Source organism: Nocardioides sp. NPDC058538 (genome assembly GCF_042719275.1).
Lineage (GTDB): Bacteria > Actinomycetota > Actinomycetes > Propionibacteriales > Nocardioidaceae > Nocardioides.
Window position 1 is genome coordinate 19,962 of sequence record NZ_JBHXNY010000032.1, and the last position, 24,185, is coordinate 44,146.

Consider the following 24,185-nt stretch of genomic DNA (forward strand, 5'->3'; position numbering starts at 1 on the left):
CCGCACGCACCCAGGATCCCAGAGACCCGGATCAGCCCTTGGCCAGGTCGAGCGAGAACTCGACGCTGCCGGTGTCCTCGACGCTCACGAAGCCCAGGTTCGGCGCCTCGACACCGAAGTCCGCGAAGGTGATCGGGACGCTCCCGACGACCTGCAGCGTGCTGGCGCCGTCGCCGCCGACCTCGGCGTCCACGGTCACCGTCTTCGTCTCGCCGTGCACGGTGAGGTCACCGACCAGCGCGACCTCGGTCGCGCCTTCCTCGAGGGCGGCGGGCTCGGTCAGCTCGAAGGTGGCGGTGGGGAACTGGTCGGCCTCGATCGCGTTCTCGCGGAAGTAGCCATCACGGTTGTCGGAGTCGGTGGCGATCGTCGCGACCTTGACCTCGATGTTCGCCTCGGTGACCTCGCCATCGGCGATGGTGACCTCGCCGGTCACGTCCTCGGTGCGGCCGGTGACGGTGACGTCCTCGCCCTGCAGCACCTCGTCGAGGCGGTAGCCGGCGTAGGAGCCGTCCGAGACGGTCCAGGTGCCGCTGCTGTCGGCGCCGTCCGCGGGCGCGGCCGACGCGCTGAGGCTGGGCTCGTCGGCGGCCGCGTCCTCGGCCCGGTCCGCGTACCACCCGGGTCCGAAGATCACCGCGGCGCCTCCGACCACGACCACTGCCGCACCGATCCCGACTGCTGCTTTCGTACGTGTCCGCACGCCGTTCCTCTCGCCTGGAGGCTGACCCGATGCCGGCCTTCACCCCTACTACGGAGCGCGGTGGCGAACGGTTCAATCGACTTCCGGTGACGGGTGACACAATCGGCAGCGCCCTCTCTCGACCCCAAAGGAGACCCCATGCCCCAGACCCCGCTCGAGCTCTTCGGCACCGAGGCCCTCATCGGCGATGAGGACCGCGCGATCCGCGACACGGTGCGATCCTTCGCGGAGAAGGAGATCAAGCCGCACCTCGCGGGCTGGTTCGAGGCCGGCGAGGTCCCGGTCCGTGAGCTCGCTCCAGAGCTGGGCAAGCTGGGTGTCCTCGGGATGCATCTGGAGGGCTACGGCTGCGCGGGCACCAGCGCCACGGCGTACGGCCTGGCCTGCCTGGAGCTCGAGGCCGCCGACTCCGGGATCCGCTCGCTGGTCTCCGTGCAGGGTTCGCTCGCGATGTTCGCGATCTGGAAGTGGGGCAGCGAGGAGCAGAAGCAGGAGTGGCTGCCGCGGATGGCGGCCGGCGAGGCGATCGGCTGCTTCGGGCTCACCGAACCCGACTTCGGCTCCAACCCCGCTGGCATGCGGACGCGGGCGCGCCGAGATGCTTCGGGCGACTGGATCCTGTCCGGCACCAAGATGTGGATCACCAACGCCCCGGTCGCAGACGTCGCGGTCGTCTGGGCGCAGACCGACGAGGCGGCCGACGGCAAGGGCATCCGCGGCTTCGTGGTCCCCACCGACACCCCGGGCTTCTCCGCGCCGGTGATCAAGCAGAAGCTGTCCCTGCGCGCCTCGGTCACCGGCGAGATCGTCCTCGACGACGTACGACTCCCGGAATCTGCCGCGTTCCCCGAGGTCAGGGGCTTGAAGGGTCCGCTGTCGTGCCTCAATGACGCCCGCTTCGGCATCGTCTTCGGCGCCGTCGGTGCGGCCCGCGACTGCCTCGAGTCCGCCATCGCGTACGCCGGCTCCCGCGAGATCTACGACAGGCCCCTCGCGGGCTTCCAGATCACCCAGACCAAGCTCGCCGACATGACTCTCGAGCTCGGCAAGGCGATGCTCCTCGCACTCCACCTGGGCCGCCTGAAGGACGAGGGCACCCTCCGCTCCGAGCAGATCTCGCTCGGCAAGCTCAACAACGTCCGCGAGGCCATCGCCATCGCCCGCGAGTGCCGCACCATCCTCGCCGCCGCCGGCGTCACCCTCGAGTACCCGATCCTCCGCCACGCCAACAACCTCGAGTCGGTGCTGACGTACGAGGGCACCAGCGAGGTCCACCAGCTCATCATCGGCCAGGCGCTCACGGGGGAGTCCGCCTTCCGCTGACCGGTGAGCTCAGACAGTGCCGCCGCTCGGATACCTAGCGGTGCTAGGATCAAGTCATGTCGGTACAGGAGCGCAAGCAGCGCGAGCGGGCGGACCGCGAGCGGCTCATCGTGGCGACGGCCCGCGAGCTCGCCGAAGAGCAGGGCTGGGACGCGGTGACCACGCGCCGGCTCGCCGAGCGCATCGAATACAGCCAGCCGGTCCTCTACAGCCACTTCCGTGGCAAGCGGGAGATCATCGGTGCCGTCGCGCTCGAGGGCGCATCGGAGATGGCAGTTGCGATGCGGTCGGCGACGGCCGCCGCGAGCACCCCACGCGAGCGGGTCGCGGCCCTGGCCCGCGCCTATCTCCACTTCGCCGAGCGCAACCCGGCGGTCTACGACGCCCTGTTCCAGCTCGACGGGGGCCTGGCGTACGCACAGGAGGACACCCCCGAGCAGTTGAAGGACGCCTTCGCTGCGTTGATCGAGGCGCTGGGCGAGGTCGCCGGCGAGGGCGTCGAGCCGGAGCTGTTCACCGAGGTTTTCTGGGCGTCCCTGCACGGAGTGGCGACCCTGACCCGGTCGAGGCGTCTACTGCCGGAGGACGCCGAGCGCAGGATCGAGCTGCTGGTGGATCGCCTCGCCGTGCTCTGACGCCGTGCTCTGACGCCGCGCGTCAGTCGCGCGGCATCAGGAACGAGGCACGCCAGAGTTTGCGGTCCTTCTCCGAGACCATCCCGTGCTCGGTGAGGTACGGCATCATCTTCTCGCCCATCCAAGCCAGCGTCGCGCGGTAGTGCTCGTTGCCGAGCGCCTCTCGGCGGGCGGCCATCGGGTCGAGGCCGACGGCCGCGTAGCAGTCCGGGTGGACCAGCGAGCGCGCCATCACGTAGGCGGAGCGGGCGGTGAGGTTCTGGTGCATCCGGAGCTGCGTACGTCCGATCGTCTGCGACATCGCCGCGGCGAGCTCCTCGCGGGCGAAGGTGACGTGGCGGGCCTCCTCGGTGACGTGGATGCGGGAGGCCATCCGGGTCAGTGGCTGGCAGCGCTCGTCCTTCATCAGCTCGCGCTGCCACCGGTCGAGCGGCTCCTCGCCGACGAGGGTCGCGGAGAAGACGCTGGGTCCGTGCAGCAGCGGAGCGAACTTCCCGATGCGCAGGACCGCGGGCCGGGGACCGTAGGCCGGTGCCCCCATCGCCGCGATCGCCCGCCCGAACATCACCGAGTGCCGGGTCTCGTCGCCGATCTCGGTCAGCGCGTACTGGGTCCGCGCCGTTCGTGGGTCCGCGCCGTAGACCTCGCGGAGCAGCAGCTGCATCAGCAGCACCTCGAACCACAGCCCGACGCTCATGATGCTGGCCACCTCGTGCCGGGAGAGCTCGATCTGCTGCTCCTGACTGAGCCGGTCCCAGGTCGGGGTGCCGTAGAGGGAGACGCGCTCGGGCTGCATCCACCACAGTCCCTCGACGGGTGCGGCGTCCCAGTCGAGGTCGACCTCCGGGTCGTAGGACTGACGTGCGGTGGAGCGCAGGAGCCGGTCGGAGGTGGGGTCGGCGATGGTCATTCTTCTCCCTGACTGAGCGATCTGACTGGGCGGTGAAACTAGGTGTTACCCAGAGTTACGGGTAGTTGCTAGAGTGCAGGACATGACACGGAAGGTCAAGGACGACGGCCGCTCCTCGCGCTGGGACGCCCACCGCGAGACCAGACGGGCGGAGCTGGTGGCGGCAGCCGTACGCGCCGTCGACTCGGCCGGAGCGGAGGTCTCGATCGCCGACATCGCCGCGGAGGCCGGGGTCAGCAAGCCGGTGCTCTACCGCTACTTCGCCGACAAGGCCGAGCTGCATGGCGCAGTGGGGATGTGGGCGGCGCGGCAGATCCTCGACGCCGTCGTCGACGCCGTGCTCACCCCGGCCTCGACCCGCCAGCGTGTCGAGGCCGGGGTCGCGGCGTACATCGAGACCATCGCCGAGCACCCCAACGTCTACCTGCTCCTGGTGCGCCAGCGCACCGGCGGCACCGACCCGCTGGCGGACGGCAAGCAGCTCATCGCGGCGACCTTCGCGCGCCTGCTCGGCGACACCTTCGGCCGCCTCGGTGTCGACGCCGCCGGCGCCGAGCCGTGGGCACACAGCCTCGTCGGGATCGGTGAGTCCGCCGGCCAGTGGTGGCTCGACCGGCGCACCATGTCCCGCGCCGCGTTCACCCGCTATCTGAGCGAGTTCGTCTGGCACGCGCTGGAGGGCACCACCGCCGAGTACGGCGTCGACCTGAGCGCCCTGGACCGTCCCGAGATCGTCACCCCGCTGCGAAAGAGCCCCCGATGAGCGACCACGAGCCCCAGCACCTCTACGACGGTCCCGCGCGCCTCGAGTCCGAGCACGGCACGTGGGAGGTCGATGTCGCGCTGCGCGGCGTCTTCCAGCCGATCGACGGCCACTTCCACTGGTACGGCCGGGTCGGCACGGCCCTCGACGGCGTACGCAACGGCCAGAGCGTCACCGTCCGCACCGACCATGGCGAAGCCGAGGGGCGGCTCTCCGACATCGACCCCTGGGGACGGTTCCGTGTCTCCGGGACGGGAAAGCCGCCGTTCTGACGACGAGAAGAACCTCAGCGCACGAGCATGAGCGTCGCCGCGCCGATCCCGACGACCACGATCAGTGAGCGCAGAACCGTGGCCGGCAGCCGGCGGCCGATGTGCGCCCCCGCGTACCCACCCACGACCGATCCCGCTGCGAGCAGGCCGACGGCCCGCCAGTCGAGGTCGGCGATGGCCACGAAGATCACCGTCGCGACCACGTTCGAGGCCATCACCGCGAGCGTCTTGAGCGCGTTGACCGTACGAAACTCCAGATCGGTCCCGAGCCCGAGAACGGCCATCATCATCACCCCGGAGCCGGCCCCGAAGTAGCCGCCGTAGGCGCCGGTCAGCGTCGCGAAGACCGTGGTGAACCCGGAGACCCGCACCCGCGGCTCGGCATCGGCGGAGTGCTGGCGCAGGAAGCGGCTCAGCCGCGGCTGCACCCCGACGAGTACGCAGGTGCCCAGGATCAGCCACGGCACGACCGCCTCGAAGACCGACCCCGGCAGCCACAGCAGCAGCAACGCTCCGGCGATGCTGCCGCCGCCCGCGGTGATCAGCACCGCGGCGGTCACTCTTGGATGCTCGGCCAGCTCGCGCCGGTAGCCGAAGGATCCGCTGAGACCGGCCGGCGTCATCCCGACCGTGTTGGAGGTGTTGGCCACGACCGGCGGGAGGCCGACCGCGACCAGCACGGGGAAGCTGAGCAGCGAGGCGACGCCGACGGTGGAGGTGAGGATGCCCGCACCCAGGCCCGCGGCGAGGACCACGAGCTGATCCAGCCAGGTCATCAGTCGCGGAGCAGCGCGACGTCGCTGACGAGCATGACGTGGCCGTGCATCGCGGCCGCGGCGGCTTGGGGGTCGCCGGCAGCGATCGCGTCGGCGATCTTCTGGTGGCCGGCGAGCGACGTCTTGGGGCGATCGGGCTGGGAGAGCGACTCGATGCGGGTCTCCCGGATCAGTTCGCTGATCTCGGACATCATCTGCTCGAGCAGAGGGGAGTGGGCCGCCTGGGTCACCGCCCGGTGGAAGAGCTCGTCGCCGTGGACGCCGCGCCCGCCGCCCGTGATGTCCTCGTCCATCGCCCTCAGTGCCGCGTCGATGCGGTCCAGGTCCTCCTGCGTACGCCGCTGCGCCGCCAGCGCGGCGAGCTTCGTCTCCAGCGCGTCACGTGCCTCGATGACGTCGGGGATCCGCTCCGCGTGCGCCCGGATCGCATCGGTGATGCGCTCGACCCGCGGCTTGTCGGTCAGCACCGTGCCGTCGCCGTGGCGTACCGCGACGACGCCGATGACCTCGAGCGCGACCAGGGCCTGACTGAGGGTTGCTCGGCTCACGCCGAGGCTGGTGGCGAGCTGTCTCTCCGGCGGCAGGCGGTCTCCGGACTTCAGGTCGTTCTCCGAGATCCAGGCCGTGATCTGCTCCGCGACCTGCTCATACAGGCGGGTTCGCTGCAGTGGACGTGGAAAGCGCGCGGACTCACTCATGGCTACAGGGTATTGACGTTCAGTCGATTGTCCTATTGGCTAGGCCACTGAGCCGACCGTGATGCGAATCACACCGGTGCCAGGCGGGGGCCAGACAGAAGGGAAGTCCGATGGGACCGGAATGGGTGGCGATCATCGCGCTGGTCGCCTTGTTCGTGGCAGGCACGTTGCTGCCGATCAACATGGGAGCGCTCGCGTACGTCGCAGCGTGGCTTGTCGGGATGTTCGCGCTGAACCTCGACGAGAAGGAGATCCTGGCCGGGGTCAGCGCCGATCTGATCCTGACGCTGATAGGCGTGACCTATCTGTTCGCGATCGCGAGGAACAACGGCACGGTCGATCTGATCGTCAGCAGTGCCGTACGCGCGGTGGGCGGCAGGGTCGCCCTGATCCCGTGGGTGATGTTCGGCGTGACCGCGCTGTTGACCGCCATGGGAGCCGCCAGCCCGGCGGCCTGCGCGATCATCGGCCCGGTGGCGCTCGGGTTCGCGGGCCGCTACAAGATCAACCCGCTGATGATGGGCATGTTCGTCGTGCACGGTGCCCAGGGCGGTGGCTTCTCGCCGATCAGCATCTACGGCACGATCACCAACTCGGTCATGGTCGACAACGGCCTGCCCGCCAGCGAGATGACGATCTTCGTGGCCAGCCTCGTGGTCAACCTGATCATGGCGACCATCCTGTTCTTCGCCCTCGGTGGGCGATCGCTGATGAGCATGCGGCTCGACCCCGACGAGGCAGCCGGCGCCGCCGCCGGCGTACCTGGTGATCTGCACGAGGGCGGCGTGACCGTCCCGGCCCGCGGTTACGGCACCCTCGCCCCGACCGGGACCAAGCCCGGCATCCGCACCGAGCAGGTCCTGACCCTCGCCGCCTTCGTGATCGTCGCGGCCGTCGCCCTGTTCTTCGACAAGAACATCGGCTTCGCCTCGATCACCGCGGCGACCATCCTCGCGGCGCTCTCCCCGAGCCAGCACAAGGACGCCATCCGCCAGATCGCCTGGCCGACGGTCCTCCTGGTCGCCGGCGTCTCGACGTACGCCACGATCCTCAACACCGCCGGATCGCCGGAGTTCGTGGGTGGTTGGGCGGCGAGCCTGGGTGTCGCGGCCATCGGCGCGCTCATCCTCTGCTACGTCGGCGCGGTCGTCTCCGCGTTCGCCTCCTCGACGGCACTGCTTCCGATCATCATCCCGATCTCGGTGCCGCTGATCGCCGAGGGCGGGATCTCCGCCGCCATGTTCGTGGCCGCGCTGGCGATCTCCTCGACCATCGTCGACGTGAGCCCGTTCTCCACCAACGGAGCGCTGATGCTGGCCAACCGGCCCGACACCATCACCGAGGAGCGCTACTACAAGCAGATCCTCGGCTACAGCGTCATCGTGGTGCTCGTCGGTCCCCTCCTGGTCTGGGCCACCATGGTCCTCCCGGGCTGGTGACGGGCATGAATGGACCACTCGACGACGTCGTCGTCCTCGACCTCTCCCGTGCTCTGGCCGGGCCGCACGCCGCGATGATGATGGGCGACCTCGGCGCCCGCGTGATCAAGGTGGAGGCGCCCGGGCACGGCGACGACACCCGGGGCTGGGGCCCGCCGTTCGTGGGGGAGGAGGGCCAGCGGGAGGCGACGTACTTCCTCTCCGCCAACCGCAACAAGGAGTCGATCACCCTCGACCTCAAGGACACCGACGACAAGGACGTCCTGCTGCGCCTGGTCGACCGGGCCGACGTGCTCATCGAGAACTTCCGCACCGGCGTCCTGGACCGTCTCGGGCTCGGCATCGACGATCTCCAGGCCCGCAACCCGCGCCTCGTCGTGCTCTCGATCACCGGGTTCGGCCACGACGGCCCCGAGGGCGGCCGGTCCGGCTACGACCAGATCGCGCAGGGTGAGGCCGGGCTGATGTCGCTCACCGGATCGGGTCCCGAGGACCCCCAGCGGGTCGGCACGCCCATCGCCGACCTGCTGGCCGGGATGTACGGCGCGTACGGCGTGCTCGCAGCCCTCCATGACCGCGACCGCACCGGCCGCGGCACGGTCGTGCGCACCTCGCTGCTCTCAGCCGTCGTCGGCGTCCACGGTTTCCAGGGCACCCGGTGGACCGTGGCGGGCGAGGTCGGGCGAGCCCAGGGCAACCATCACCCGAGCATCTCTCCGTACGGCCTGTTCCGCTGCGCTGACGGGACCGTGCAGATAGCGGTCGGGAGCGAGGGGCTCTGGCGGAGGTTCTGCACCGCCTTCGACATCTCACCGGACCTCGAGGGGATGGGGACCAATCCAGAGCGGGCGGCCAACCGCGAGAAGGTCGTCGAGCTGGTCGAGACGCTCTTCGCGCCCTGGCCGGCCGAGGAGCTGCTCGCCAAGCTCGCCGAGGCCGGCGTCCCGGCCGGCAAGGTGCGCTCCCTGGACGAGGTCTACGCCTGGGAGCAGACCGCCAGCCAGGGTCTGCTGATCGACGTCGACCACTCCACCCTCGGCCACCTGACCCTCCCCGGACCGCCGCTGCGGTTCTTCACCGACGGGTCGGAGGTGACTCCCACCGACCACGCCGCGCCGCCCACCCTCGACCAGCACGGGCCCGGGCTGCGTACGTGGGTGGCGGACCAGCCCTGAACCCAGCCCCCGGACTGGGATACTGCTCGCACCGCGTCTCTGTCGCCGAGGAAGGAGCCCGATCATGAAGGAATCTCCGGGTGATCGGGCTCCTCTCCGGCTGGGTACCGCCCGCGGCCGCTGGGTGCTGGCGACGACGGTGCTGGGCTCTGGCCTGGCGATGCTCGACTCGACCGTCGTCAACGTCGCCCTCGGCCGGATCGGCGATGACCTCGACGCGAGCTTCTCCGGTCTGCAGTGGACGGTCAACGCCTACACGTTGAGCCTCGCGTCCCTGATCCTCCTCGGCGGTTCCCTCGGCGACCGCTTCGGACGGCGCCGGGTATTCCTCATCGGCGTGGTGTGGTTCGCCGTCGCGTCGCTGCTGTGCGGGCTCGCTCCCGACATCGAGCTGCTGATCGCCGCTCGGGCGCTGCAAGGGGTCGGCGGCGCGCTGCTGACGCCGGGGAGCCTGGCGATCATCGCCGCGTCGTTCCATGTCGACGATCGGTCCGCGGCCGTGGGTGCCTGGTCGGGTCTCAGCGGCATCGCGGCTGCCGTCGGGCCGCTCGTCGGCGGCTGGCTGGTCGATATCGACTGGCGGCTGGTCTTCCTCATCAACGTGCCTCTCGCGGTGCTCATCGTCATCGTCGCCCTGCGCCACGTCCCGGAGAGCCGCGACCCGGACGCCGCCGGCCGGCTCGACCTGACCGGCACCCTGCTCGCCGCAGCCGGGCTCGGCGTACTCACCTTCGGGCTGACCCGTGCCGGCGACGTGGGGTTCAACGGCTCGGTGGCGCTGACCGCCGCAGCCGGAGTCGCATGCCTGGTCGCCTTCGTCGTCGTCGAGGCCCGCTCCACCCACCCGTTGGTCCCGCTCGAGCTGTTCCGCAATCCCCAGTTCAGCGCGGCCAACGCCGTCACCCTGCTCGTGTACGCGGCGCTCGGCGTGATCTTCGTGTTCCTCGTCCTGCAGCTCCAGGTCGTCAGCGGCTGGTCGCCCATCGCCGCCGGATCCGCGCTGCTGCCGGTCACAGTGGTGATGTTGCTCTTCTCGTCGCGTGCCGGCGCGCTGGCGCAGCGCATCGGCCCGCGCCTGCCGATGACCCTCGGGCCGCTGCTCGCGGCCGGCGGCGTCCTGTGGATGGGGCAGATCGGGCCGCAGGCGTCCTACGTCGGCGACGTGCTCGGGCCCGTCCTGCTCTTCGCCGCCGGTCTGACGCTGCTGGTCTCGCCGCTGACCGCCACCGCGCTCGCCGCCGCTGACGACCGGCATGCCGGGATCGCCTCGGGCGTCAACAACGCGGTGGCCCGGACCGCGGGGCTGCTGGCCGTCGCGGTCATCCCGGCGGCGGTCGGGATCGCCGGCGAGGACTACGCCGACCCGCAGACGTTCGACGAGGGCTACGGCATGGCGATGGTCATCTGCGCCGTGCTGCTCGTCCTCGGCGCCGCGCTCTCCGCGGTGTTCGTACGCCGCCCGCTCGCCACCGGAACCGAGCCCGACGAGCACCGGGTGCACATCGAGGCCTGCGCCCACTGCGGTGTGGCCGGGCCCCAGCTGCACCCGGCCGACCATGACCACTGACCAATGACCACTGACCTCGGGTCGGGCAGCTGGCCGCACTAGTGTGCTGGCATGGCACTGACCCACGACTACACGGTCTCGGTGGAGTGGACGGGCAACCGTGGCACCGGGACGAGCGGCTACCGCGACTACGCCCGGGACCACGTCGTACGCATCGAGGGCCTGCCCGACATCCTCGGCTCCGCTGATCCGACCTTCCGCGGCGACGCGAGCCGGCACAACCCCGAGCAGCTGTTGCTGACCTCCCTGGCGCAGTGCCACATGCTCTCCTACCTGCACCAGGCGGTGACGGTGGGCGTGGTCGTCCTCGACTACCACGATGCCGCGACCGCCACCATGGAGACACAGGGGACCGGCGGCCGGTTCACCCGAGCCGTGCTGCACCCGGTCGTCACCGTCGCCGACGCGTCGATGATCGAGGCCGCGACGTCTGCCCACCACCAGGCGCATCTGGACTGCTTCATCGCGAGCAGCGTGAACTTCCCCGTCGATGTCGAGCCGACCGTGATCGTCGGTGGGCTGACCCCGTAGCCCCTAGTCGGCCCGAGGGCGGGTCGGGGATGTGGTCTGGGCCCGGACGAGCGAGGCCACCACCACGATGTTGAAGACGATCATCACGCACACCAGAGCCCTCGCGATCTGACCCTCGGCGTGGACATCGCCGTACCCGACCGTCGTCATCGTGCTCAAGGTGAAGTAGAGAGCATCGGTCCGCGTCTCCAGACCGCTGATCTCGTCCGGACGGATCTCGTTGAGCAGGAAGAAGGTCAGCGACGCCGCCATCACCAGCAGGATCAGCAACATGGCCAGCACGCGCGTGCTGTGCCCAGGCCCGCCCCTGCGGAGGGAGCCGAGCTCCCTGATCATCACGGTCCCGACGAGTGAGAGTGCCCCCACCGTCACCAGCAAGCTCGCACCAACGGCCACCACCGAGTCTGTCGCCCACTTCAAGGGAAAGGCGTAGTAGGCGACCAGCAGGCCGCCCAAGGTCAGGATCGGACGCAACCAGGCCTTGGACCGCGGACTCCGCTCAGCTGATCGACTGCTCATCACCGGACTCTCCGCTGGTCAGAGGCAGGCGCCTCGTAGGCGGCTTTCCCCATGGAAGTCTCGATTCGTTGTACGAACTGAATCCTCAGGATGCGGTCACGGACGGGGCCGCCGCGTCACCCGTCACGGGTGACACCGCAACCAGCCGGCTAGGTTCCGCCGCACCGGGCCCCCTCTTCCGGGGGTAGGGCGGGTGTCGGCCTCACGGCGATGATGACCGCCATGACTGGATCGACCTCGACCGACGCCCTGCTCGCCGCCCGGGACGCGCTGATCGCCCAGCGCCTCGACTACGCCGAGGCGCTGGACACCTTCCGCTGGCCCGACGTCGGGGCGACCTTCAACTTCGCCCACGACTGGTTCGACCCGATGGCTCGGGGCAACGACGCTCCGGCGCTGGTCATCGCCGAGTTGGACGGGTCGCGGGCTGCGTACTCCTTCGACGAGCTGGCGCGGCGCTCGGACGCGGTGGCCCGCTACCTGCGGCGCCTCGGCGTCGGCTCGGGCGACAGTGTGGTCGTCATGCTCGGCAACCAGGTCGAGCTGTGGGAGACGATGCTCGCAGCGATGAAGGTCGGTGCGGTGCTGATGCCGACGACGACCGCGGTCGGCACCGCCGAGCTGGTCGACCGGCTCGCCCGGGGCCGCGCGAAGGCCGTGGTGTGCAACGCCGAAGACGCGGACAAGTTCGACGGCGTCCCGGGCGACTACGTACGGATCGGCGTTGGGCTCAGTGCGGGGGAGCGGGAGGGTTGGAACGACTACGCCGCGGCCGCCGCGGAGAGCCAGGAGCCGATCGAGCACCCCGGCAACGCCACCACTGACGCGCTGCTCCTCTACTTCACCAGCGGCACCACGAGCCGTCCGAAGCTGGTCGAGCACACCCACTACACCTACCCGGTCGGGCACCTGTCGACGATGTACTGGCTCGGGCTGCGGCCCGGCGACGTCCACATGAACATCTCTAGCCCCGGGTGGGCGAAGCACGCCTGGTCGAACTTCTTCGCTCCCTGGCTCGCCGGAGCGACCGTCTTCGTCTTCAACTACACGCGCTTCGAGGCGGCCACCCTGCTGCAGCGGATCCGGGAGGAGCACGTGACCAGCATGTGCGCTCCGCCGACCGTGTGGCGGATGCTCATCCAGGCCGACCTCAGCGGCGGCTGCGGCTCGCTGCGCGAGGCGATCAGCGCCGGTGAGCCGCTCAACCCCGAGGTGATCAGCCAGGTCCAACAGGCCTGGGGCCTGACCATCCGCGACGGTTTCGGGCAGACCGAGATGACCGCGACGGTCGCCAACAGCCCGGGCCAGCCGGTACGTCCGGGGTCGATGGGCCGGCCGCTGCCCGGTGTCCCGGTCGTGCTCGTCGACCCGATCGAAGGCACCCTGATCGAGGGGCCGGGCGAGGGCGAGCTGTGCCTCGATCTGGGCCTCGACCTCTCGTCGCGACCCGCCACCCTGATGACCGCCTACCGTGATGACGAGAAGCGCACCGCCGACGCGATGCGCGGCGGTTTCTTCCACACCGGCGACGTCGCCAGCCGTGACGAGGAGGGCTACATCACCTACGTCGGCCGCACCGACGACGTCTTCAAGGCCTCCGACTACAAGGTCTCGCCCTTCGAGCTGGAGTCGGTCCTGATCGAGCACCCCGCGGTGGCCGAGGCGGCGGTCGTGCCCGCCCCGGACCCGGTGCGGCTCGCGATCCCCAAGGCGTACGTCTCCCTCACGGCCGGCCACGAGCCGACCGCCGAGACCGCCCGGGCCATCCTCGAGTTCGCCCGCGACCACCTGCCGCCCTACCTGCGCGTGCGACGCCTGGAGTTCTTCGACCTGCCCAAGACGATCTCTGGGAAGATCCGGCGCGTCGAGCTCCGTATCCGTGAGCAGGAGGTCGTCGACCAGCGGCCGCCGGGGGAGCACCGCTACGAGGACTTCTTCTCCCGAAGCTGAGCCGCCGCAGTGCCTGGCCGTCTGTCAGGGACGGACGGTCAGGCACTGCGTACTGACGCCGAAGGCGCCCTGCTCGTCATGGAGCACCGACGTGGTCACACCGGCACCCTCCGGACCGAACGAGACGGTCGTGTCGAGCCCCAACCAGCCGGCAGCCGGAGCACGGAACAGGTGTGCGGTCAGGTCGAGGTTGGGGAAGCTGACGGCCTTCGGGTCGGCCCGGACGGCGACGCCGTTGGTGATGTCGAGCAGTCCGGCGACCTGTGCCAGCCGGCCCACCTCCTCGTCGGCGACGAGGGCGTGAGCCGTACGCACCCACGACTGCGCCCGCCCCGGGCCGAGGTCATGACGGCGCACCTCGACCGAGGCGATGAAGCCCCCGTCCCACAGCGTGGTCATGTCCCAGGTGGGCACCTCGTCCGGCGCGGGCATCGGCTCGTGACGGGTCCCCGCGAGCTCCGCGGTCGAGTAGCCGGCGGTCAGCCAGGCACGCAGGAGTACGACGGGCCGGCCGTCATGGCAGGCCCTGGCCTCGACGAGCTCGATGGTGCGCCCGGCGCGGAGCACGGTGACCTCGACGTCGACCGGCTCGAGCGGGACGGTGCCGAGGATGTCGTAGCCGAGCCGGGTGATCTGGAGCCCGTCGTCGCGGCGGGCGTCGCGATCCCGTTCGACCTCGTGTGCCAGCACCCCGAGCAGGGTGGCGATGTGCTGCGTGTCCAGGTCCCAGGCGCCGCCGACGTGCTCGGTCGGGGTGAAGGTGCGCCGACCGGCCCGGTGCCAGTAGCTCATCGGGCCGCCTCCGTAGCGCAAGCGCCAATGTACGGACGCGGCCCGATGAAAGACCCGATGGTCGCTCGCTGACGCTCGCTCATCGGCGGCTCAGAGCCCGAGCAGGGCGACGCTCTGCTCGCGCATGTCGATCTTGCGGACCTTGCCGGTCACGGTCATCGGGAACTCCTCGACGAGCAGCACGTAGCGCGGTGCCTTGTAGTGGGCCAGCTTGCCGCTGGCGAAGGCGCGGACAGCCTCGGCGTCCAGCGGCTCGGCGCCGGGTCGCATCCGGATCCAGGCGCAGAGCTCCTCGCCGTACCTCTCGTCGGGAACGCCCACGACCTGCGCCTCGGCGATGTCGGGATGGGTGAAGAGGAACTCCTCGATCTCGCGGGGGTAGATGTTCTCGCCGCCACGGATGACCATGTCCTTGATCCTTCCCACGACCACGCAGTAGCCGTCCTCGCGCATCACGGCCAGGTCGCCGGTGTGCATCCAGCCGTCGGCGTCGATCGCGTCGGCGGTCTTCGTCTCATCGTCCCAGTAGCCGAGCATCACCGAGTAGCCGCGGGTGCAGAACTCGCCCGCCGTGCCACGCGGCACCACCTCGCCGGTGGCCGGGTCGACGATCTTGATCTCGACGTGCGGGGCCGCTCGGCCGATCGTCTCGGTGCGTCGCTCGAGGTCGTCGTCGGTGCGGGTCTGGCAGGAGACCGGCGAGGTCTCGGTCATCCCGTACGCGATCGCGACCTCGCTCATGTGCATCTCGCTGACGCACCGCTTCATGACCTCGATCGGGCACAGCGCGCCGGCCATGATCCCGGTACGCAGCGTCGAGAGGTCGTAGGAGGCGAACCCCGGGTCGTTCTGCATCGCGATGAACATCGTCGGCACACCGTACAGCGCCGTGCACCTCTCGTCCTGGACCGTCTGCAGCGTCGTGGCCGGGTCGAAGCCCGGGCCCGGGATGACCATCGTCGCGCCGTGGGTGGTGCACCCGAGGTTGGCCATCACCATGCCGAAGCAGTGGTAGAACGGCACCGGGATGCAGAGCCGGTCCTGCTCGGTGAAGTGGATCGTCTCGGTGACGAAGAAGCCGTTGTTCAAGATGTTGCGGTGCGACAGCGTCGCGCCCTTCGGAAACCCCGTGGTCCCGGAGGTGTACTGGATGTTGATCGCGTCGTTCGGGTCGAGCGTGTAGTCGACGTGGTCGGCCAGCTGCTCGCTACGGCCGGCGGCCAGCAGCGCATCCCACTGCGGCGTACCCAGGAAGATGGTCTGCTCCAGCGCGCCGCAGTCGCCCTCCACCTCGCCGACGAGCGAGACGTAGTCGCTGCTCTTGAACTCCGTCGCGCTGATCAGCAGCCGCACCCCGGACTGGTTGAGCGCGTAGGCGAGCTCGTGAGTGCGGTAGGCGGGGTTGATGTTGACCAGGATCGCGCCGATCTTGGCCGTGGCGAACTGGACCATCGTCCACTCGGCGCAGTTCGGAGCCCAGATGCCGACCCGGTCGCCCTTGCCGATGCCGGCCTTGCGGAGGCCGACCGCGAGGGCGTCCACATCGGCATCCAGCTCGGCGTAGGTCCAGCGTCGTCCGGTGGCGATCTCGACGAGCGCCTCACGGTCTCCGTGGCGGGCGACGGTGCGCTCGAAGTTGGCTCCGATCGTCTCCTCGAGCAGCGGAACGTCGATGTCGCCACGAGCCGACGAAGCGGTGATGGATGAGGTCTCGGTCATGCCGCGAGCATGACCGAGACCACGGTGGCAGCCACACCCCCGAAGGAGGGTGAGCGGTGCCGGATCAGGCGAGTGCGGGCTCCGCGTCGAGCTCCACGCGGCTGGTCTCCTTGGCCACCAGCAGGCAGCCGATGCTCAGCACGGCCAGGGCGCTGAGGAAGTACGCGATGCCGTCGGTGCCCCACCGCGCCAGCAAGTCCTCGGCGATGACCAGCGGGACGGCACCGCCGAGGATGCCCGCGAGGTTGTAGCCCAGACCGGCTCCCGTGTAGCGGTACCTCGCCTGGAACATCTCTGGCAGGAATGCCGCGATCGGACCGTAGTTGAGACCGAGTACGCACAGCATCAGGCTGTTGCCGAGGGCGAAGCTCGCGAAGCTGCCGGGCTCCATGATGGCGAAGGACAGCGGGCCGGCGACGAGGCCGAAGGCGGCGCCGATGAGCAGGACCACGCGGCGGCCGAGCACGTCGGAGAGCCACGCGGAGGCGATCACGGTCACGCTCATCGCGAACGCCGCGACGATGACGCCGAGCAGAGCCTGGCTCATGCTCAGGCCGAGGGTGCCGACCGCGTGCGCGACCATGAAGCTGGCGCCGGTGTAGAAGGCGCCGAAGACGACCGCCATGATGCCTCCGCTGAGCAGCACCTGCCGCCACTGGTCACGGATGCAGCCGACGAACGGCAGGGCGCTGCGGGTGCCTGCGGACTGGACCTTCTTGAACGACGGCGTCTCGGCGATCTTCAGCCGGACCCAGAGGCCGACCGCGATGAGGACGGCGCTGGCCAGGAACGGGATCCGCCACCCCCAGGCCGCGAACGCCGCGGGCTCCATCAGGCGGAAGGTGGTGAGCATGGCTGCGGCGGCGAGGATCAGCCCCAGGCTGGGGCCGAGCTGCGGGAACATGCTGTAGCGCCCGCGCTGGCCGCGGGCCGCGTACTCGGTGGTGAGGAGTGCCGCGCCCGCCCACTCTCCGCCGAGCGCGATACCTTGCAGTGCGCGCAGCAGAACGAGAATCACCACCGCGCCCTTGCCGATCGACTCCACGCTAGGGAGCAGGCCGATCGCGAACGTCGAGGTGCCCATGATCATCAGGGTGGTGATCAGCGTGGCCTTGCGACCGATCCGGTCGCCGTAGTGGCCGAAGAGGATCGCCCCCAATGGTCGGAAGACGAACGCGACACCGAAGGTCGCGATCGAGGCCAAGGTGCCCTCGGGGCCGCCCATGGATGGGAAGAAGACGGCATTGAAGACGAGAGCTGCCGCGAGCCCGTAGATGAGGAAGTCGTAGAACTCGATGGTGGTGCCGGTCAGTGACGCCGTCGCGACGCGGCGCATGGTGCGCCCGTCGACCTCGGCTCGGTCAGCCGCGATTTGGGCCATGATCGTGCCTCCTACTCGGATTGGTGAACCGAGTGTGGGACCGTCCCCACCTGGCCGATACCCCCGGAAGAGTGCCCTCGAAAGAGGGGGCGCGCCTCTTGTTGCCTGTGATGGCCGTCACTTACGCTCAACGTCATGAGCACCACCGCCATCGCCCCAGAGGCGCCGTACGACGGGTCCCGGATCGCCCAGACGCTGGCCTCCTTCCGGACCGCGTCGGGGCTGGACCTCGCCTTCGGTGGCCCGGTGCGCGGTGACGGCACGGCCATCGACATCACCGCGACCTGTGGCGCGAAGGGCGTCTCGCTGCGCGGCCTGCGGGTCGTCAACGGGGAGGGCCTGGGCGGCAAGACCCTGCAGACCCGTCAGCCCGGCTCCGTCGACCACTACTACACCGCTCGCGGGATCACCCATCTCTACGACACCGCCGTCGCTCAGGAGCAGATCCAGACCGTCGCCGCCCTGCCGATCCTGGTCGACCGGGCCCCGCGGATGCTCATCTACCTCGCCTCCCGCTCGCGGCTCGGTCTCGGCGGTGTCTGGTTCGACTCGCTGCGTCCGCTGATCCGCACCCTCGAGCGCGAGATCCTGATCGACGACGAGGTCCGCAACCGGCTCTCCCGGCTGGCGCCTGCGCCGAGCCGGGCTCCTCGTCCGGACGAGGCGGCCGCGAAGCGCGATCTCGCCGAACGCCGGGAGATGGCGGCCGAGCTCACCGACCTGGCCGGCCAGGTGGTCGACCCCGAGGTCCGCAGCCGCCTCGAGGCCATGGTCCTCCGGCTCACCGCCGCACCGGGGGAGAGGCAGCCGGCTCAGCTCGCTCCGGCCGTACGCCTGGCCGCTCGCGAGCTCGACGTCCTGCGCCAGGTGGCGCTCGGGAACAGCAACCGGCAGGCCGCCGAGGCCCTCGGGATCGTGGAGAGCACGGTGAAGTCCTACCTCAAGAGCGCCACCCGCAAGCTCAACGCCAACAACCGCGTCCACGCCGTCCGCATGGCCCGCGAGGCCGGCCTGATCGACTGATCCACCCGGCGGCGGAAAGATGGGCTGACCGTTCCCGCCGGGGATCGTCAGCGTCACGAATGCTTGTGTACGGAAACGGTACGGGCGTGTACGGGCGTGTACGGGCACGACCGTGCGACAGATGTCCCTACCTTCTCTAGTCCCATCACCTTGGAGAAGGAGTGCACATGCCCCGACGTTTCAGAACGGTCATCAGCGGTCTTGTCCTGGCAGCGCTGACTGCGGTCGTCGGCGTCTTTATCGCCACGCCCGCGCAGGCGGCCTCACACTACGGCTGCAGCTACCCGAACGTCTGCCTGAATAACGGCTCGTACAACGGTGGCACCAAGATCTGGCAAGCGTGGACGCCCGCCTACCTCATCCTTCCCGAAGGGGACCGCAACGTGGCGGACTCCGTCATCAACACCAAGAACGACGACTCGGTCTGGCTCCTGGACACCGGAGTGAGCCCGGATCGCTACCTCTGCATCCCAGCTGACACCTACGTGAATCTTGGCAGCTACGCGCATCCCGCGCGCCCAGGAACGTGGGCCGGCGACGTCGATGCCGTGGTGATCTTCCCGAGCTCCGACAACGGCCTCTGCAGCGGCTCGGATGACGTGCGGGGAGGCAGCGTGCCGGACGGATGGCGCCCGTCGTGGGCCTGACCCGCCCCGATGCGTCTCGGGTTGGCGGGTCCTTCTGTTGATCGCATCGCCAGCCCAACTGAGGGTCCGGTCCGGTGATCTCCTCACCAGAACGGACCCTCATCCGTCCTCGGGCTCGCGTACGCTCCGTGGGTGGCCACGATCGGAGTCATCGCCTGCGGCGCCGGCGGTGTGGAGCAGTTGTGCGACGAGCTGGTCACGCCGCTGGTGCACGCCGGGCACGATGTCCCGGTGACCCTGACACCCACCGCGTTCGCCTGGCTCAGCGCGAACGGGGAAGCCGCCCGGATCGAGGCCGCCACCGGTTTCCCCGTACGCGGGGTGGGCCGCCTCCCGTGGGAGCCACGCACCCACCCGGCCCAGCTCGATGTCATCGTCGTCGCCCCGGCGACGTTCAACAGCACCGCCAAGATCGCCCTGGGTCTGGCCGACAACCAGGCCCTCACCGTCGTCACCGAGAGCCTGACGACCGTCCCTGTCGTGCTCTTCCCACTCATCAACGCCGCCCACTCCGAGCACCCCGCCTGGCCTTCCCACATGGCCGCCCTACGCGCCGCGGGCGTAGACCTCATCGAGGGCCCCTACGTCTGGCCCCTCCACCCGCCCCGCCAGATGCCACCCGACCAGAAGTTGCCGTGGGGCGCGGTCATCGAGGCCGCCCAGCGGGCAACGGGGCGTAGTTAGGGGCGCTCGACTCAGACCAGCTCGGACTTGCTTTGGAGCACCACGCTGATCAGCTTTGCGAGTACGACCTCTCGGTCTCGCCCGATGAGCGGTCGGAGTGGTTGGTGGTCTTCCGCAGCGCCGGCCAAGCCGTTCGTTCCAAGGCGGATCCTGGAGAGATTCATACCGCCAGCACGGTCTAGCTAGTCAGACACTTTGTCAGGCACCGTCGAACGCGCTTGCGAATCAGCAAATCGAACCGGCCCCTGATCTGCGTTTCCGCAGTTCAGGGGCCGGTTGCTGTGGTGGACGATACTGGGTTTGAACCAGTGACCTCTTCCGTGTCAAGGAAGCGCGCTACCGCTGCGCCAATCGTCCGGGGTTGTTCAGTTATATCAGGGTGGTGCTTCGAGGTGGGTACGGGATTTGAACCCGTGTACACGGATTTGCAGTCCGTTGCCTCGCCTCTCGGCCAACCCACCGCTGGAGGCAATGCCTCCGGTGGAGACCTACTCCGAGCGGACGACGAGGCTCGAACTCGCGACCTCAACCTTGGCAAGGTTGCGCTCTACCAACTGAGCTACGTCCGCTTGCTGCTTCAGGCCCGGTTTCCCGTGCCCTTGGCGACGAGAAGAACATTATCGGAGCCACTGCCCGAGGCCAAATCCGGGGTCACCTGCGTGTCATTCACCTGTCATCTCGACAACCACACCGGCGCGCTTTCCGGGCTCTGACCAGGGACGTTTTAGAGTTGCCGCATGCGCGCGTGGATCGATGGTCAGCTTCTCGACAACCCGACCGCCCCGGCGGTCTCCATCAGAGACCACGGTCTGGTGGTCGGCGACGGCGTCTTCGAGACGCTCAAGGTGATCAAGGACCAGCCGTTCGCGCTCGCCCTTCACCTCGACCGCCTCGAGCGCTCCGCGAGCGGCCTCGGGCTGCCCACCCCCGACCGTTCGATCGTCACCAAGGGTGTGGAGGCCGTGCTGGGCGCGGCGCCGACGGCGTACGGACGGCTGCGGATCACCGTCACCGGCGGGCCGGCGCCGTTCGGCTCCGCACGCGCGGAGGTGGCACCCACGATCATCATCGGCCTCGAGGACGCAGAGCCCAACCCGACCGAGACCAAGGTCGTCAGCGTGCCGTGGCGCCGCAACGAGCACGGCGCGACGACCGGCCTGAAGACTACGTCGTACGCCGAGAACGTCATCGCCCTCGCTGAGGCCCGCGAGCACGGGGCGACCGAGGCGATCTTCGCCAACACCGTGGGCGACCTGTGCGAGGGCACCGGGAGCAACATCTTCTACGTGCTCGACGGTGCGCTCAAGACTCCTACGCTCTCCAGCGGCCCGCTGGCCGGGATCACCCGCGCCCTGGTGCTGGAGTGGATCGGGGCGGAAGAGACCGACGAGCCGCTGGCCGAGGTCGAGGAGTACGCCTCGGAGGTCTTCCTCACCTCCAGCCTGCGCGACGTACAGGCTGTGACCGAGTGGGGCACGCGCACCCTCCCGCACGGCCCGGTGACCCGGGCGGCGCAGGAGGCGTGGCGTACGAACGAGCCGAGCCTGCTCGGCCTCTGACCTGACTGAAGCCGAGCTCAGCCCGTGAAGAGCTGCGCCGCACGGCGCAGCGTCTCGATGACTCCGTAGGCCAGCGGGATCCCGACCAGGGCCCAGGCACCTGCGATCTTGGCGTTCATGCTGCGCTCCTCTCGGTCTCGGTGGAGTCGGCGGACTTGGGCTCGTGGAACCGTTCGGGGACCTGGTGCACCAGCAGGTTGGCGATGAAGCCGACCGCCAGGACGCCGACCATGGTCAGCAGCGCGGGCCGGTAGGCGGCCGCGGTGAGCGTGCCGGGTTCACCCTGCGCGTCGAGGAAGGCGTTGATGATGAGCGGCCCGGCGATGCCGGCGGCCGACCAGGCGGTCAGCAGCCGGCCGTGGATGGCACCGACCTGGAAGGTGCCGAAGAGGTCGCGCAGGTAGGCGGGGACGGTGGCGAAGCCGCCGCCGTAGAAGGACAGGATCACGACGGCGAGCAGCACGAACAGCGCCATCGAGGTGTCCCCGATGGTCGCCAGCAGGAGATAGAGCACCAGTCCGACCCCGAGATACATCATGTAGATCGGCTTGCGGCCGATGATGTCGGAGGTCGAGGACCAGATGAACCGGCCGCTCATGTTGGCGATCGAGAGCAGTCCGACGAAGCCGCCGGCCGCGACCGCGCTGACCGACGAGACCCCGTCGGTGCGGAAGAAGTCCTGGATCATCGGAGCCGCCTGCTCGAGGATGCCGATGCCGGCCGTGACGTTGCAGAAGAGGACGATCCACACCAGCCAGAACGACCGGGTCCTGATCGCGCTGTTGGCCGAGACGCTTGCCGTGGTGACGAGCTTCTTCTGCTTCACGCTGGCCGGGTCCCAGCCCGCCGGTGTCCAGCCCTCGGGTGGTACGCGGACTGTGGCCGCGCCGAAGGACATGAAGACCAGGTAGACCACTCCGAGGGTTAGGAACAGCATCATCACCGCGTGGCCGTCCGGGACGGTGCTGGCGTCACCGGTGTAGGACGGGTCGTAGAGCGCGAGCAGCCGGCCGCTCAGCGGGCTGGCGATCATCGCGCCTCCGCCGAAGCCCATGATCGCCATGCCGGTGGCCAGGCCCGGGCGGTCCGGGAACCATTTGATCAGCGTGGAGACGGGGGAGATGTAGCCGATCCCGAGTCCGATGCCGCCGATGACGCCGTAGCCGAGGTAGACCAGCCACAGCTGGCCGGTGCCGATGCCGAGGGCGCCGACGAAGAAGCCGGAGGACCAGAAGATCGCGGCCGCGGTCATCGCCGCCCGCGGTCCGTTGCGGTCGACCCAGGTGCCCATCACCGCGGCCGAGAGGCCGAGCATCACGATCGCGATCGAGAAGATCACCCCGATCGCGGTCTGGCTCGCGTCGAAGTGCTCGACCAGGGCGGTCTTGTAGACGCTGGTGGCGTACACCTGGCCGATGCAGAGGTGGACGGCGAGGGCCGCGGGCGGGATGAGCCAGCGACTGAAGCCGGGGCCGGCCACGGTTCGCTCGCGAGAAAGGAAAGCTGGCAGCACTGTGACCTCCGAGAGGATGTGGGTGACGCACATCACTACCACAGTTGACGTGGCAACGGCGAGGAATTGCTTCCGGCCAGCAGAAGAACGAACCCTCCAGCCCCGGAGAATCCGGGACGGGAGGGTCCGTGAACGAATGAGCAGGCGGGCGGAGTGCCTACTCAGCGTCGAACGAGCTGCCCAGCAGGTCTGCGATCAGCGCGTCGAGATCCAGGTGCTGGCTCTCGGAGCCGACCGGGACGGCCGAGAAGGACTTGCCGAGGAACGTCTGGACCTCGCGCGAGTCGGCGGTCGCGATCAGGCGGCCGTCGGGGGAGCTGAAGTCGAAGACGGCGACGGCCTTGGCGTCCTCGTCGATGCTGGGGTAGATCTTCACGTCGCCCTCACCGGCGGGGGCGGCCAGGCCCTGCAGCATCAGCGTGCGCGACACGACCCACTCGACGTCACCGGCGCCGGAGTGGAAGGTCAGGCTCACCGCGTACGGGTCGTTCTCGCGGTAGCCGAGGGTCGTCGGCACCTCCACGGTCCGGCCCCAGGGGTCGAGGCACGAGATCTTGATGTCCTGCTGCACTGCCGGGTGCTTGATGTCGCTCATTCGTCCGCTCCTTCTTGGTGGTCTTGCCAAGGAGACGGAGACGAACGCGGCTGATGATGCCGTTTCCACAAACTTTCTGAATGGAGTTGTGGAGACCTGGGTCACGCCCGAGCGAGCGCGGCTTCCAGGCGGGCGACGGGGGAGGCAAGGTTGTAGGTCGCGGCGAGCTCGTGCAGGCGTGCCGGGTCGGCCGGAGCGCTCGGCAGAGCGGTGCCGGTGCGGTCCAGCGGGATGTCCCGAGCGACCGCCACGACCTTCGGCGCGACCGCCAGATACTCGACGGCGTCGATGAACTTCTGCCGCTGCGCCTTGGTGATCGGCGTGGTCGGGTCGGCGACAGCGGCCACGATCCCCTCGAGGTCCCCGTACTGCTCGAGCAGCTTGGCGGCGGTCTTCTCGCCGACGCCCTTCACACCTGGCAGCCCGTCGGAGGTGTCGCCACGCATGGTGGCGAAGTCGGCGTACTGCGCGGCGCTGATGCCGTACTTGGCGCGCACCCACTTCTCGTCGACCAGATCCGGGTCGCTCACGCCCCGGGTCGGGTAGAGGATGCGTACGCCGGCAGCGTCATCGACGAGCTGGAAGAGGTCGCGGTCACCGGTGACGACGTCGACCGGCATCCCCGCGCCGGTCGCGAGGGTGCCGATCACGTCGTCGGCCTCGTAGCCGTCGGCGCCGATGACACAGATCCCGGCCGCGGCGAGCACCTCGCGGATGATCGGCACCTGCACCTGCAGCGGGTCCGGCACCTCCTCGACGTCGGGAGCGGTCTCGACCTCCTCGACGACGCGGTGCGCCTTGTAGGAGGGGATCAGGTCGACCCGCCACTGCGGTCGCCAGTCGTTGTCCCAGCAGCACACCAGGTCGGTGGGGGAGTAGTCGTTGACCAGCCGGGTGATGAACTCCAGCAGGCCGCGCACGGCGTTGACCGGAGTGCCGTCCTCGGCTCGGATCTCGGGCACGCCGAAGAAGGCGCGGAAGTAGAGCGAGGCGGTGTCCAGCAGGAGCATT

At 69.3% G+C, this 24,185-nt stretch carries 24 protein-coding genes and 3 tRNA genes; 13 read left to right on the plus strand and 14 right to left on the minus strand.

Translation table 11 applies throughout. The features are described from left to right. Window positions 1-31: 31 nt before the first annotated feature. A complete protein-coding gene (locus tag ACFWQC_RS22525) occupies window positions 32-703 on the minus strand; it encodes a YceI family protein (RefSeq protein ID WP_378683155.1) in 672 nt (223 codons plus the stop codon). 138 nt (window positions 704-841) lie between these two features. On the opposite strand from ACFWQC_RS22525, the gene ACFWQC_RS22530 reads away from it, so the two are divergent. Next, a complete protein-coding gene (locus ACFWQC_RS22530; RefSeq protein WP_378683158.1) occupies window positions 842-2,026 on the plus strand; it encodes an acyl-CoA dehydrogenase family protein in 1,185 nt (394 codons plus the stop codon). Between the two features lie 56 nt (window positions 2,027-2,082). Then, window positions 2,083-2,661, plus strand: coding sequence for a TetR/AcrR family transcriptional regulator (locus ACFWQC_RS22535; RefSeq protein ID WP_378683161.1), 579 nt, complete (start codon window positions 2,083-2,085; stop codon window positions 2,659-2,661). 22 nt (window positions 2,662-2,683) lie between these two features. Here the strand turns inward: ACFWQC_RS22535 and ACFWQC_RS22540 are convergent, their stop codons facing one another. After that, window positions 2,684-3,571 (minus strand): diiron oxygenase, encoded by an 888-nt coding sequence (locus tag ACFWQC_RS22540; protein WP_378683164.1) that lies wholly within the window; start codon window positions 3,569-3,571, stop codon window positions 2,684-2,686. 82 nt (window positions 3,572-3,653) lie between these two features. Here ACFWQC_RS22540 and ACFWQC_RS22545 point away from each other — a divergent pair, with 82 nt between their 5' ends. Beyond that, window positions 3,654-4,334, plus strand: a complete 681-nt coding sequence (locus ACFWQC_RS22545) for a TetR/AcrR family transcriptional regulator (RefSeq protein ID WP_378683167.1) — start codon at window positions 3,654-3,656, stop codon at window positions 4,332-4,334. After that, window positions 4,331-4,606, plus strand: coding sequence for a DUF4873 domain-containing protein (locus tag ACFWQC_RS22550; RefSeq protein WP_378683170.1), 276 nt, complete (start codon window positions 4,331-4,333; stop codon window positions 4,604-4,606). The genes ACFWQC_RS22545 and ACFWQC_RS22550 overlap by 4 nt, the downstream gene beginning before the upstream one ends. Before the next feature lie 14 nt (window positions 4,607-4,620). On the opposite strand, the gene ACFWQC_RS22555 is transcribed toward ACFWQC_RS22550, so the two are convergent. Together ACFWQC_RS22555 and ACFWQC_RS22560 are read right to left on the minus strand one after the other, a co-directional pair. Then, entirely contained in the window at window positions 4,621-5,382 is a 762-nt protein-coding gene (locus ACFWQC_RS22555; RefSeq protein ID WP_378683173.1) for a sulfite exporter TauE/SafE family protein, read from the minus strand. Next, complete coding sequence (locus ACFWQC_RS22560; RefSeq protein WP_378683176.1) at window positions 5,382-6,080, minus strand: FadR/GntR family transcriptional regulator; 699 nt, start codon at window positions 6,078-6,080, stop codon at window positions 5,382-5,384. Before ACFWQC_RS22560 ends, ACFWQC_RS22555 begins: the two co-directional genes overlap by 1 nt. Before the next feature lie 110 nt (window positions 6,081-6,190). On the opposite strand from ACFWQC_RS22560, the gene ACFWQC_RS22565 reads away from it, so the two are divergent. The 4 genes from ACFWQC_RS22565 (at window position 6,191) to ACFWQC_RS22580 (ending at window position 10,792) form a co-directional block, all read left to right on the plus strand. Then, complete coding sequence (locus tag ACFWQC_RS22565; protein WP_355020030.1) at window positions 6,191-7,519, plus strand: SLC13 family permease; 1,329 nt, start codon at window positions 6,191-6,193, stop codon at window positions 7,517-7,519. Window positions 7,520-7,524: 5 nt separating this feature from the next. After that, window positions 7,525-8,694, plus strand: a complete 1,170-nt coding sequence (locus ACFWQC_RS22570) for a CaiB/BaiF CoA transferase family protein (protein ID WP_378683180.1) — start codon at window positions 7,525-7,527, stop codon at window positions 8,692-8,694. Window positions 8,695-8,758: 64 nt separating this feature from the next. Beyond that, window positions 8,759-10,261, plus strand: a complete 1,503-nt coding sequence (locus tag ACFWQC_RS22575) for an MFS transporter (RefSeq protein ID WP_378683183.1) — start codon at window positions 8,759-8,761, stop codon at window positions 10,259-10,261. Window positions 10,262-10,312: 51 nt separating this feature from the next. Continuing rightward, window positions 10,313-10,792, plus strand: a complete 480-nt coding sequence (locus ACFWQC_RS22580) for an OsmC family protein (RefSeq protein WP_378683186.1) — start codon at window positions 10,313-10,315, stop codon at window positions 10,790-10,792. 3 nt (window positions 10,793-10,795) lie between these two features. On the opposite strand, the gene ACFWQC_RS22585 is transcribed toward ACFWQC_RS22580, so the two are convergent. Beyond that, window positions 10,796-11,311 carry a potassium channel family protein gene (locus ACFWQC_RS22585; RefSeq protein WP_378683189.1) on the minus strand — a complete coding sequence of 172 codons (516 nt, stop codon included), beginning with the start codon at window positions 11,309-11,311 and terminating at the stop codon, window positions 10,796-10,798. Window positions 11,312-11,533: 222 nt separating this feature from the next. On the opposite strand from ACFWQC_RS22585, the gene ACFWQC_RS22590 reads away from it, so the two are divergent. After that, on the plus strand, window positions 11,534-13,261 hold the full coding sequence (locus ACFWQC_RS22590; RefSeq protein ID WP_378683192.1) for an AMP-binding protein: 1,728 nt from the start codon (window positions 11,534-11,536) through the stop codon (window positions 13,259-13,261). A 24-nt stretch (window positions 13,262-13,285) separates the two neighbouring features. On the opposite strand, the gene ACFWQC_RS22595 is transcribed toward ACFWQC_RS22590, so the two are convergent. The 3 genes from ACFWQC_RS22595 to ACFWQC_RS22605 form a co-directional block, all read right to left on the minus strand. Next, on the minus strand, window positions 13,286-14,053 hold the full coding sequence (locus ACFWQC_RS22595) for a thioesterase family protein (protein ID WP_378683195.1): 768 nt from the start codon (window positions 14,051-14,053) through the stop codon (window positions 13,286-13,288). Between the two features lie 90 nt (window positions 14,054-14,143). After that, window positions 14,144-15,772, minus strand: coding sequence for an AMP-binding protein (locus ACFWQC_RS22600; protein ID WP_378683198.1), 1,629 nt, complete (start codon window positions 15,770-15,772; stop codon window positions 14,144-14,146). Between the two features lie 64 nt (window positions 15,773-15,836). Beyond that, window positions 15,837-17,153: an MFS transporter gene (locus ACFWQC_RS22605; RefSeq protein ID WP_378683200.1), complete on the minus strand. Its 1,317-nt coding sequence runs from the start codon at window positions 17,151-17,153 to the stop codon at window positions 15,837-15,839. Window positions 17,154-17,288: 135 nt separating this feature from the next. Between ACFWQC_RS22605 and ACFWQC_RS22610 the strand changes: the two genes are divergently transcribed. From ACFWQC_RS22610 to ACFWQC_RS22620, 3 genes are all read left to right on the plus strand, one after another. Next, window positions 17,289-18,176 carry a response regulator transcription factor gene (locus ACFWQC_RS22610; protein WP_378683202.1) on the plus strand — a complete coding sequence of 296 codons (888 nt, stop codon included), beginning with the start codon at window positions 17,289-17,291 and terminating at the stop codon, window positions 18,174-18,176. Window positions 18,177-18,343: 167 nt separating this feature from the next. Beyond that, a complete protein-coding gene (locus ACFWQC_RS22615) occupies window positions 18,344-18,823 on the plus strand; it encodes a hypothetical protein (RefSeq protein ID WP_378683205.1) in 480 nt (159 codons plus the stop codon). A gap of 132 nt (window positions 18,824-18,955) precedes the next feature. Beyond that, window positions 18,956-19,507 carry a flavoprotein gene (locus ACFWQC_RS22620; RefSeq protein WP_378683207.1) on the plus strand — a complete coding sequence of 184 codons (552 nt, stop codon included), beginning with the start codon at window positions 18,956-18,958 and terminating at the stop codon, window positions 19,505-19,507. Window positions 19,508-19,789: 282 nt separating this feature from the next. Here ACFWQC_RS22620 and ACFWQC_RS22625 read toward each other — a convergent pair. The 3 genes from ACFWQC_RS22625 to ACFWQC_RS22635 all read right to left on the minus strand — a co-directional run bounded on the left by ACFWQC_RS22625 (window position 19,790) and on the right by ACFWQC_RS22635 (window position 20,076). Then, window positions 19,790-19,864: transfer RNA gene (locus tag ACFWQC_RS22625), tRNA-Val, on the minus strand. Window positions 19,865-19,897: 33 nt separating this feature from the next. Next, window positions 19,898-19,968 (minus strand) — tRNA-Cys (locus ACFWQC_RS22630). Window positions 19,969-20,003: 35 nt separating this feature from the next. Continuing rightward, window positions 20,004-20,076, minus strand: a tRNA-Gly gene (locus ACFWQC_RS22635). A 168-nt stretch (window positions 20,077-20,244) separates the two neighbouring features. Here ACFWQC_RS22635 and ACFWQC_RS22640 point away from each other — a divergent pair. Next, on the plus strand, window positions 20,245-21,066 hold the full coding sequence (locus tag ACFWQC_RS22640) for an aminotransferase class IV (protein ID WP_378683209.1): 822 nt from the start codon (window positions 20,245-20,247) through the stop codon (window positions 21,064-21,066). A gap of 115 nt (window positions 21,067-21,181) precedes the next feature. Here ACFWQC_RS22640 and ACFWQC_RS22645 read toward each other — a convergent pair whose 3' ends face one another. From ACFWQC_RS22645 to ACFWQC_RS22655, 3 genes are all read right to left on the minus strand, one after another. Continuing rightward, window positions 21,182-22,579 carry an OFA family MFS transporter gene (locus ACFWQC_RS22645; RefSeq protein WP_378683211.1) on the minus strand — a complete coding sequence of 466 codons (1,398 nt, stop codon included), beginning with the start codon at window positions 22,577-22,579 and terminating at the stop codon, window positions 21,182-21,184. A 157-nt stretch (window positions 22,580-22,736) separates the two neighbouring features. Then, entirely contained in the window at window positions 22,737-23,174 is a 438-nt protein-coding gene (locus ACFWQC_RS22650) for an SsgA family sporulation/cell division regulator (RefSeq protein WP_355019981.1), read from the minus strand. A gap of 101 nt (window positions 23,175-23,275) precedes the next feature. Further along, window positions 23,276-24,184, minus strand: a complete 909-nt coding sequence (locus ACFWQC_RS22655) for a 5'-3' exonuclease H3TH domain-containing protein (protein WP_378683248.1) — start codon at window positions 24,182-24,184, stop codon at window positions 23,276-23,278. Window position 24,185: the final 1 nt, after the last annotated feature.